At 32.4% G+C, this 7,192-nt stretch carries 5 protein-coding genes; 2 read left to right on the top strand and 3 right to left on the bottom strand.

Translation table 11 applies throughout. From position 1 onward, the window contains the following. Nucleotides 1-245: 245 nt before the first annotated feature. Together KA878_RS11300 and cstR are read right to left on the bottom strand one after the other, a co-directional pair. Entirely contained in the window at nt 246-1,004 is a 759-nt protein-coding gene (locus tag KA878_RS11300; protein ID WP_000623679.1) for a sulfite exporter TauE/SafE family protein, read from the bottom strand. Beyond that, entirely contained in the window at nt 1,001-1,261 is a 261-nt protein-coding gene (cstR, locus tag KA878_RS11295; RefSeq protein ID WP_000456195.1) for a persulfide-sensing transcriptional repressor CstR, read from the bottom strand. The genes KA878_RS11300 and cstR overlap by 4 nt, the downstream gene beginning before the upstream one ends. 138 nt (nt 1,262-1,399) lie before the next feature. Between cstR and KA878_RS11290 the strand changes: the two genes are divergently transcribed. Together KA878_RS11290 and cstB are read left to right on the top strand one after the other, a co-directional pair. Further along, nucleotides 1,400-2,467: a DsrE/DsrF/DrsH-like family protein gene (locus tag KA878_RS11290; protein WP_000085030.1), complete on the top strand. Its 1,068-nt coding sequence runs from the start codon at nt 1,400-1,402 to the stop codon at nt 2,465-2,467. Nucleotides 2,468-2,485: 18 nt separating this feature from the next. Next, nucleotides 2,486-3,814 (top strand): persulfide dioxygenase-sulfurtransferase CstB, encoded by a 1,329-nt coding sequence (gene cstB, locus KA878_RS11285; RefSeq protein ID WP_031795575.1) that lies wholly within the window; start codon nt 2,486-2,488, stop codon nt 3,812-3,814. Between the two features lie 1,161 nt (nt 3,815-4,975). On the opposite strand, the gene KA878_RS11280 is transcribed toward cstB, so the two are convergent. Then, the gene (locus KA878_RS11280; RefSeq protein ID WP_000790094.1) at nt 4,976-6,901 is read right to left on the bottom strand and encodes a heavy metal translocating P-type ATPase; all 1,926 of its coding nucleotides are present in this window, start codon (nt 6,899-6,901) and stop codon (nt 4,976-4,978) included. Nucleotides 6,902-7,192 lie beyond the last annotated feature (291 nt).

Here is a 7,192-nt window from a genome sequence, read left to right as displayed (position 1 = left end):
TATTATAACCTGCACCCCACCATAAGTTTTGCACCATTTTTCTCATAGTATTATTTGAAAGAGTCAAGAAATGAATTCATAATAAACTCATTTACTGGCTATTTTTCTAGTATTTATATTCAGTCTTTTCAAACTATATTAATCATTTTTTAATTCTTAAATTCTACGCCACAATAGCTGCATTTTATTAAATATACTATATATTCAATCAAGTTCAAAATGAATGTTGTCCCACCCCCATGTTTTTAAAATATCAACTTAATAATTGCAATGACGATTAAAATACATATTATCGTTTTTTGAATATAGTCAGGTATTTTCTGACCCATTTTCATACCTAGAGGCGTAAATAGTATACTACCTAAAATTAACGGTATTGCACTATTAATAGGAATATAACCCTGTAATAATTTAATCATAAATGCTCCAATAGAAGAAATGAATGCAATTACAATACTATTTGTAACAACCATGTTCATTGGTAATTTAAATATAACAAGTAGTACTGGAATAATAATAAATGCGCCACCAGCTCCTACAATACCAGATACCAAACCGATGATACCACCTATTGTAATTAAAAGTAGACGATTAAACTTAATATGACTAGTAGATGGTGTAACTTTTATAAACATTAGAATAAGAGCTAGTAATGCAATAATAATATAAACCGTATTAACAAACTGAACATTTATTAAATTCGCTAAGATTGCACCTAGCATACTACCTATTACCATTCCACTTCCCATATTAAGTATAAGCGTTCTAGAAAAATTTTTATTTTTATATGCGTTTAAAGATCCACTCAATGTACTAAAAAACACCTGACTTGAAGTTAATCCTGAAGCAATATAAGCACTATAAGTAGGTAAACCAAATAATGGTGGTAATAATAAGAGAGCCGGGTAAATAACAATTGCTCCCCCTATACCGACTAATCCAGAAATAAATCCTCCTAAGATACCAATAACTAACATTACTATAATGGTGGTTATACTTATCATTTACTTTTTATCAATAATTCAACTGCTTCATTAATTAGTGCCTGAGAATCTTCACTATTTTCTTCAGACATTTTGACGCATTCTACTAAGTTTTCACTAATGATAATACCCATTAACCGTTGAATAGAACTTTTAGAAGCACTTAATTGACTAATGACGTTTTTACAATTTTTTTCTTCCTCCATCATTTTAATAACTCCATTAAGCTGTCCTTGTATGCGATGAATACGATTAATCATCTTTTTATTATATTCCAATATATTTCACTCCACATTCATTTTTAATAATTACATCATATTGATTAAATTTTATTTTGTCAAATACCCCCATAGGTATTTGACAAACTATCTAATTCGTTATAATATACCCCCATAGGTATTTAAAAGGAGGTAATTATGTCACAATATAAAACGAAACACATTAATGATTTCACTAAAAAGGAATTAGAAGAATTGGGTTCTAAGGATCAATTAATTGACGTTCGACAGCCTGAAGAATTTGAATTAGGACACATTAAAAATGCTTTATTACATTCAGTTGAAAATATAGAGACTTTTAAACAAAGCAAAAATAAAACTTACTATATCTATTGTAAAAGTGGTAATAGAAGTAGAAAAGCCAGTCAATTTCTTGCACAACGCGGATACGATGTGGTGAATTTAGACGGAGGTTATACCGCATACGAAGAACAACATCATAATGATAATTTATCTAAAGTAAAAGAAGATAGAGAAATTAAAGATAATCGTAAGACATTCAATTATAGTAATCTACAGTGTCCAGGACCTATTGTTAATATTAGTAAAGAAATCAAAAACATCGCTATTGGTGATCAAATAGAAGTTGTTGTGACTGATCACGGATTTTTAAATGATATTAAAAGTTGGGTCAAACAAACTGGACATACGCTTGTTAGACTCAACGATTTTGGTAATGAAATTCACGCTATTATTCAAAAAGAAGAAAATAAAAATATAGAAGTGACACACACGAAAAGTGGAACAACAATTGTTTTATTTAGCGGCGAGCTAGATAAAGCAGTTGCAGCAATGATTATTGCTAATGGTGCTAAAGCTGCAGGTAGAGATGTAACCATCTTTTGCACATTTTGGGGCTTAAATGCACTTAAAAAAATTCAAAGTCAACGCATTAAGAAAAAAGGTATTGCAAAACTTTTTGACTTCATGCTTCCAAATTCACCAATTAACATGCCTATTTCTAAAATGAATATGTTTGGTTTAGGCAATCTAATGATGCGTTATGTCATGAAAAAGAAAAATGTCGATACTTTACCTTCTCTTATTGATCAAGCAGTTGAGCAAGGTGTTAAACTTATCGCTTGTACAATGAGTATGGATGTGATGGGCATTACAAAAGAAGAACTACGCGATGATGTAGAATACGGTGGCGTAGGTGCATATATTGGATATACAGAACAAGCTAATCACAATTTATTTATATAATTAGAAAGGAATGATATTATGTTTTTTAAACAATTTTATGATAAACATTTATCTCAAGCATCTTATTTAATCGGTTGTCAAAAAACTGGAGAAGCCATGATTATTGATCCTATTCGTGACTTATCTTCATATATTCGAGTTGCTGATGAAGAAGGTTTAACCATTACTCATGCAGCTGAAACACATATACATGCAGATTTTGCTTCAGGAATTAGAGATGTTGCTATAAAGTTAAATGCTAATATTTATGTATCGGGTGAAAGTGATGACACATTAGGTTATAAAAATATGCCTAACCACACTTATTTTGTTCAACATAATGACGATATTTATGTAGGAAATATAAAATTAAAAGTGCTTCATACACCGGGTCACACGCCAGAAAGTATAAGTTTTTTACTTACTGACGAAGGTGCTGGAGCACAAGTTCCAATGGGACTATTCAGTGGTGATTTTATTTTTGTAGGAGATATCGGTAGACCTGATTTACTAGAAAAAGCGGTTAAAGTAGAAGGATCATCTGAAATAGGCGCTAAACAAATGTTTAAATCGATTGAAAGTATTAAAGACTTGCCAGATTACATTCAAATTTGGCCTGGCCATGGCGCTGGTAGTCCTTGTGGTAAATCTTTAGGTGCTATTCCAACATCTACGCTTGGCTATGAAAAACAAACGAACTGGGCTTTTTCTGAAAATAACGAAGCTACCTTTATCGATAAACTCATTTCTGACCAACCTGCACCACCACATCATTTTGCACAAATGAAAAAAATTAATCAATTCGGTATGAATTTATATCAACCTTATACGGTTTATCCAGCTACAAATACAAACAGATTAACTTTTGATCTCCGCAGTAAGGAGGCATATCATGGTGGACATATTGAAGGTACAATCAATATTCCATATGATAAAAATTTCATCAATCAAATTGGCTGGTATCTAAACTATGATCAAGAAATTAACTTGATTGGAGACTATCACCTTGTTTCAAAAGCAACGCACACCTTGCAACTCATTGGATACGATGATGTTGCTGGATATCAATTACCTCAATCTAAAGTTCAAACACGTTCCATTCATAGTGAAGATATTACAGGTAACGAATCACATATATTGGATGTACGTAATGATAATGAATGGAATAATGGCCACTTATCTCAAGCGGTTCATGTACCACACGGCAAACTTTTAGACACAGATTTACCTTTCAGTAAAAATGATGTTATTTATGTACACTGTCAATCTGGCATTAGAAGTTCTATAGCTATTGGTATTTTAGAACACAAAGGTTATCACAACATTATTAATGTAAACGAAGGTTACAAAGATATACAACTTTCTTAATAATTATATATTTATGCTAATGAAAAAGGACTATAAGTATTTAGATATAGCTTATAGTCCTTTTTATATTATTGAATAAATATCTATTTAAAAAATATTTATATATATATAAATTTATATAATTTAATAAATATTTTACACAGTACATGCCTTTTTTATTTATTGCTGTATTCAGCGTATCGTTTTATACTGGGGTTTTTATAATAATAATGGTCCTTACATTTTCAAAGACTAAATTCACGTGTAGACATATTGAATGCGTCTTATTAGGGTCTAATCTAATCAAACAAAAATTTAAGAGAGAAATCATATCTACAGGTTTTTTAACCAGAAGATTATTTTGATCTATTTCAAAAATTTTCAAACCGTTCTTAAAAGTGTATTTTTATAAACGTATGATAAAAGAGAAATTTTAGTCGCTTACTTCGTTTCAAGATATTACTGATACAATAAGGTTAAAAAATCGGTACATTTAACAGAACAAGTGTAGGTATTATAATAAACGTTTTTGATTTTGATGAAAAATAAGCTGTTCAATTTTTGATTGAACAGCTTTACCTAGTTATCCTTACTTTTATTCTTTTACCCTCAAAAGGCGGAGAGCATTCAGTATTACAATAATAGCAGCTCCTGTATCACTTAATACGGCCATTCATAGTGTAAGTATTCCCAAGAATATCAGAACAAATGCCGCCAACTTTATTGTGATGGAAAACCAGGTGCGGTTGGGAAAATCCCCTTCCTGCGATTACCGTTCACAAACGCCCAAAAAGAGCAACTGGCCCTTTTAGCTCTGGGACTGTCTTGGCATAGAGAAGGTAAAACCTTTCCCACTTAAAAGAACGGAAAAAGACGCTCTGTCCTGGCATTATCTTTGGCTCGACGCTTGCCCCCATACGGATATTAATCGTTTCGAAACTTTTAATACAGTCAATTTAACTTTTGAATGTAAACTGGCTGCCTTAAGTCACTGTTTATGATTTTATACTTCCCATGCTCTTTAATTGCTTATTTGACCGCCCGTATGATAAAAACGGTATGCAAGGCATTGTTTTTACTCATAACATCTTTATTAGATTGCTCTGTTTTTTAGTGTCCAATGTTATGGGAACATTGTAGAATCCACACTTCAAAGTTCATTCATGTCAATCGATTCGTTCATTATTTAGATCTTAATAATCGAAGTCCATTTAGTATAACAACTAAAGTACTTCCTTCATGAACAATTACACTGATTGTAATATCAGTTAATCCTAACAAACTAATGACAACTAAAAAGGCAACAACTGCCATTGAAAAAATAATATTTTGCCTAATAACACGACCCATATTTGAGGAAATTTTATGAGACTGTACTAATTTAGATAAATTGTTCTGCATTAAAACCAAATCAGATACTTCTACTGCCACATCAGTACCGCCCCCCATAGCTATACCAACATCAGCATTAACAAGGGCCGGTGCATCGTTCACACCATCTCCAACCATGGCAGTAACTCCAAATTTTTCTTTTTGTTCTTCTATAATTCTGGATTTATCTTCAGGCATTACATTAGCGATAACTTCGTCTATTCCCAATTGTTCGCCTACAGCTTTTCCCGTCATTTCCGAATCACCAGTAATTAAAGTCGTGTGGATACCAAGTTTCTTAAAGTAATTAATTGTTTCTTTAGCATGCTCATTCGGAATATCCATTAGAGCTATAATCCCAATAACTTCTTCATTTTCTGCTACGTATACAACCGTCTTTCCTTCTGATGCCCAATCATGATTGAACTGGGTATACTCTTCAGAAGCACTTTCAAAAGAAGTAGGCTTACCAATACGATAATTTTTTCCATTATAATCTCCTGTCAGACCTTTTCCAATTTGATTAGTAACTTCGATGTCTATTTTATTTTTAACTTCAAATTTTTCTAAAATAGCATTAGCGAGTGGGTGATTGGATTCCTTTTCAAGGGCGACTATAATATCAATAATATTTTCTTCGTTCACAGAATGAGTGAAATAGTAATTTGTTACTTTAGGTTCTCCGTTCGTAAGGGTTCCTGTTTTATCGAAGGCAATTGCATCTATATCCGCTAATTGTGATAGGTAAGTACTTCCTTTTGAAAGCACGCCTTTTTTAGCTAGGTTAGATGTTGTAGACAATGTTACAGATACAGTAGCTGCTGCCAAAGCACACGGTGAAGCTGCGACTAAAAGCACTAATCCCCTGTAAACACTTTGCGACCATGTCCAATCAAATAGAAAAGGAGCAAGTAACATTACTAATGGTATTGCGATTAAAACTATATTAACATATTTAGGCTCGAATTTTTGAATGATACTGGCAGCTTTTGTTTGATTATCTTGGTTTTGACTAACTAATTGTAAAATTTTAGAGAATACAGTATCCTTGTTTTCCTTAGTGACTTCCATAGTAAAAGTACCTGTTCCATTAATCGTACTTCCAAAAACTTCGTCACCCTTAGACTTCTCTTTCGGTATACTTTCTCCATTAATAGAAGATTCATCAATTGAGGTAGTACCGGATAAAATAATCCCATCAATTGGAACTTGATCACCGTTCAGCACTTGGAGTTGATCTCCAACTTTTAATTCACTGACATCAACAATTTTTGTGTTTCCATCAGGTAGGATTAATTTAGCTGTCGTTGGGTTCATTTCGAGTAGCTTAGTAATTTCTCTTTTACTTTTTCCTTCAGCGTAATCTTCAAGAAAATGAGCGCCGGAAAAAATAAGTATCAAAAGGGTTCCTTCCCAAAAACTCCCTATCAGAGAAGCTCCGATTGCAGCTAATCCCATTAGAATATGAGAATTAGGAGTGAATTTTCCCTTTAATTTAGTATTTTCAACTGTCTCTCCAATTCCTTCGAGAATAATTACATGGTAGCCGGCTGTGATTGTGGCAATTGAAAATAAGATGTTTTGTATTAATAAATTTGCATCACTTAAAAAAAGCCCAATTATAGCCAACACTAAGCCAATAAAATATGAAATAATTGGCATTTTTCCGTGATCATGATCATGACTATGATCGTGGCTATGACTTTCGTGTGCTTGTTGCTCTTGAATATTTTTCATTTCTATCACCTTTCTAAATAAATATGATATATCGGGTTCCAATATATTCGCAGTAAGCTTTACTAAACCAGGACGTTAATTGACCACATCCAAACTTTTTGTATCCAATAATACATCCTATGAATTTATCAACCGTATTCACTAACCCTCTCTGCTACACCCATCTCACTTTCCTTCGAGATATCATACAACGCTTTCCATTCTGTTTCTTTGTTTTCCATATCCATTGCAAAACCCCCTTTTCATATGCCTATAATATTGTTATATGATCATATAACAATATTAATGACG

This window comes from Staphylococcus sp. GDY8P57P, from assembly GCF_017892585.1.
Lineage (GTDB): Bacteria > Bacillota > Bacilli > Staphylococcales > Staphylococcaceae > Staphylococcus > Staphylococcus borealis.
The sequence above is the reverse complement of the archived record's forward strand: the minus strand, read 5'-3'. Positions and strand labels throughout refer to the sequence as shown.

What these genes read in the sequence shown, in the direction of transcription:
- KA878_RS11280 (WP_000790094.1), bottom strand. Translation starts at nt 6,901, where the DNA reads ATGAAAAATATTCAAGAGCAACAAGCACACGAAAGTCATAGCCACGAT.
- KA878_RS11290 (WP_000085030.1), top strand. Translation starts at nt 1,400, where the DNA reads ATGTCACAATATAAAACGAAACACATTAATGATTTCACTAAAAAGGAA.
- cstB (WP_031795575.1), top strand. Translation starts at nt 2,486, where the DNA reads ATGTTTTTTAAACAATTTTATGATAAACATTTATCTCAAGCATCTTAT.
- KA878_RS11300 (WP_000623679.1), bottom strand. Translation starts at nt 1,004, where the DNA reads ATGATAAGTATAACCACCATTATAGTAATGTTAGTTATTGGTATCTTA.